General features: G+C 70.4%; 1 protein-coding gene. It reads right to left on the bottom strand.

Going from position 1 to position 2642, the window contains the following annotated elements; all coding sequences use genetic code 11:
* Positions 1–124 precede the first annotated feature (124 nt).
* Positions 125–2611: a DUF3516 domain-containing protein gene (locus AB0M20_RS37110; protein WP_364305428.1), complete on the bottom strand. Its 2487-nt coding sequence runs from the start codon at positions 2609–2611 to the stop codon at positions 125–127.
* Positions 2612–2642 lie beyond the last annotated feature (31 nt).

Here is a 2642-nt window from a genome sequence, read left to right as displayed (position 1 = left end):
GCCTGTAACAACCCTCTTCCCCAACCCGACGCTCTGCCGATCTTTCTTCCCGCGGGCCAACCCGCGCGAGTGAGTCGCCGGGCAGCCCGCCCCGCGGGGGCTGCCGAACCCGAGGCGCGCGGGCCTACAGCGGGCCGACGCCGGTGACCGTGATGGCCGCGGCGCCCAACTCGTCGGAGGCCGCCAGGTCGACCGTCGCGGAGATGCCCCAGTCGTGGTCGTTCTCCGGGTCGTCGAAGACCTGGCGGACCGTCCACGCCTCGGCACCGGCCTCGATGTGCAGCAGGGCCGGGCCGCGAGCGTTCGAGTCCGTGCCGATCTCGTCGTACTCGGAGAAGTAGCCGTCCAGGGCGTCGGCCCAGCGGTCCGCCGTCCAGCCCGCCTCGCCGTCCAGGTCGCCCAGCTCGCCGGTGCGGCGCAGCGCCGCCAGCTCGACCCGGCGGAACATCGCGTTGCGCACCAGGACCCGGAAGGCGCGGGTGTTGCGGGTGACCGCCGGCGGCTTGTCGTCCAGGCGGACCTCCTCCGACGGTACGAAGGACGGGTCGCGCAGCCGCTCCCACTCGTCGAGCAGGCTCGAGTCGACCTGGCGCACCAGCTCGCCGAGCCACTCGATCAGGTCGGTCAGCTCCTCGGTGCGCGCGTCCTCGGGAACCGTCTGGCGCAGCGCCCGGTACGCGTCGGCCAGATACCGCAGCACCAGGCCCTCGGAGCGGGACAGCCCGTAGTACGACACGTATTCGGTGAAGGTCATCGCCCGCTCGTACATGTCGCGGACCACGGCCTTGGGCTTCAGCTCGTGATCGGCCACCCACGGGTGCCCCCGCCGGTACGTCTCGTACGCGCCCTCGAGCAGCTCGACCAGCGGCCGCGGATGAGTCACGTCCTCCAGCAGCTCCATCCGCTGGTCGTACTCGATGCCCTCGGCCTTCATGGCGTTCACCGCCTCTCCTCGCGCGCGCTGCCGCTGCGCCGACAGCACCTGCCGCGGATCCTCCAGGGTGGCCTCGATGACCGACACGACGTCGAGCGGATAGTCCGGCGACTCCCGGTCGAGCAGCTCGAGGCAGGCCAGCGCGAAGGGGGACAGGGCCTGGTTGAGCGCGAAGTCGATCTGCAGGTCGTCGACGAGCCGGTAGACGCCGTCGGCCTTCTCGATGACACCGCCGGCGAGCAGGGCCCGCGCGATCGCCACGGTCCGGCGGATGTGGCGGCGCTGCGCCGCCGGGTCCTCGTGGTTGTCGGTGAGCAGGTGCCGCATGGCCACCGCCGGGTCGCCGCCGCGGCCGAGCACGTTCAGCAGCATCGCGTGCGACACCTGGAACGACGAGGTGAGCGGCTCGGGATCGGCCTCGACGAGCCGGTCGAAGGTGGGCCGGCCCCAGCCGATCGTGCCCTCCGGCGGCTTCTTGCGCACCACCTTGCGCCGCTTCTTCGGGTCGTCGCCGGCCTTGGCCAGCATCCGCTCGTTGTCGATCACGTGCTCCGGGGCCTGCACGATGACCGTGCCGACGGTGTCGAACCCGGCACGGCCGGCCCGCCCGGCGATCTGGTGAAACTCGCGGGCCTTGAGCAGCCGCGTCTTCACACCGTCGTATTTGGACAGTCCGGTGAACAGCACCGTGCGGATCGGCACGTTGATGCCGACCCCGAGGGTGTCCGTCCCGCAGATCACCTTGAGCAGCCCCGCCTGCGCGAGCGTCTCCACCAGGCGGCGGTACTTGGGCAGCATGCCGGCGTGGTGCACGCCGATGCCGTGGCGGACCAGCCGGGAGAGGGTGCGACCGAAGCCCGCGGTGAACCGGAAGTTGCCGATGGCCGCGGCGATCGCGTCCTTCTCGGCCCGGGTGCACATGTTGATGCTCATCAGGGCCTGGGCCCGTTCCAGGGCACTGACCTGGGTGAAGTGCACGATGTAGACCGGGGCCTGCCGGGTCGACAGCAGCTCCTCGATGGTCTCGTGCAGCGGCGTCATCGCGTACTCGAAAAGCAGCGGGACCGGCCGCTCGGCCGTGGCGACCACCGCGGTCGCCCGGCCGGTGCGCCGCGACAGGTCGTCGACGAAGCGGGTGGTGTCGCCCAGCGTGGCCGACATCAGCAGGAACTGCGCCTGGGGCAGCTCGATGATCGGCACCTGCCAGGCCCACCCGCGGTCGGGCTCGGCGTAGAAGTGGAACTCGTCCATCACGACCTGGCCGACGTCGGCGTCCGCGCCCTCGCGCAGCGCCAGGTTGGCGAGGATCTCCGCGGTGCAGCAGATGATCGGCGCGTCCGCGTTCACGCTGGCGTCACCGGTGAGCATGCCGACGTTGTGGGCGCCGAAGACCTGGCAGAGGGCGAAGAACTTCTCCGACACCAGGGCCTTGATCGGCGCGGTGTAGAAGGTGGTGCGCTTGTCGGCCAGCGCGGCGAAGTGGGCGCCGGTCGCGACCAGACTCTTACCGGAACCGGTGGGGGTGTTGAGGATGACGTTCGCACCGGTGGCGATCTCGAGCAGTGCCTCCTCCTGATGCGCGTAGAGCGTCAGGCCCTGCTCGCCCACCCAGCCGTTGAAGGCGTCGAGGATGGTCTCAGGGTCGGCATCGGCAGGCAGAAGGTCGGTCAGCGTCATGATTGGTCAAGCCTATAGACTAAGGAACGGC

The sequence above is a fragment of the Actinoplanes sp. NPDC051633 genome (genome assembly GCF_040681735.1).
Lineage (GTDB): Bacteria > Actinomycetota > Actinomycetes > Mycobacteriales > Micromonosporaceae > Actinoplanes.
The sequence above is the reverse complement of the archived record's forward strand: the minus strand, read 5'-3'. Positions and strand labels throughout refer to the sequence as shown.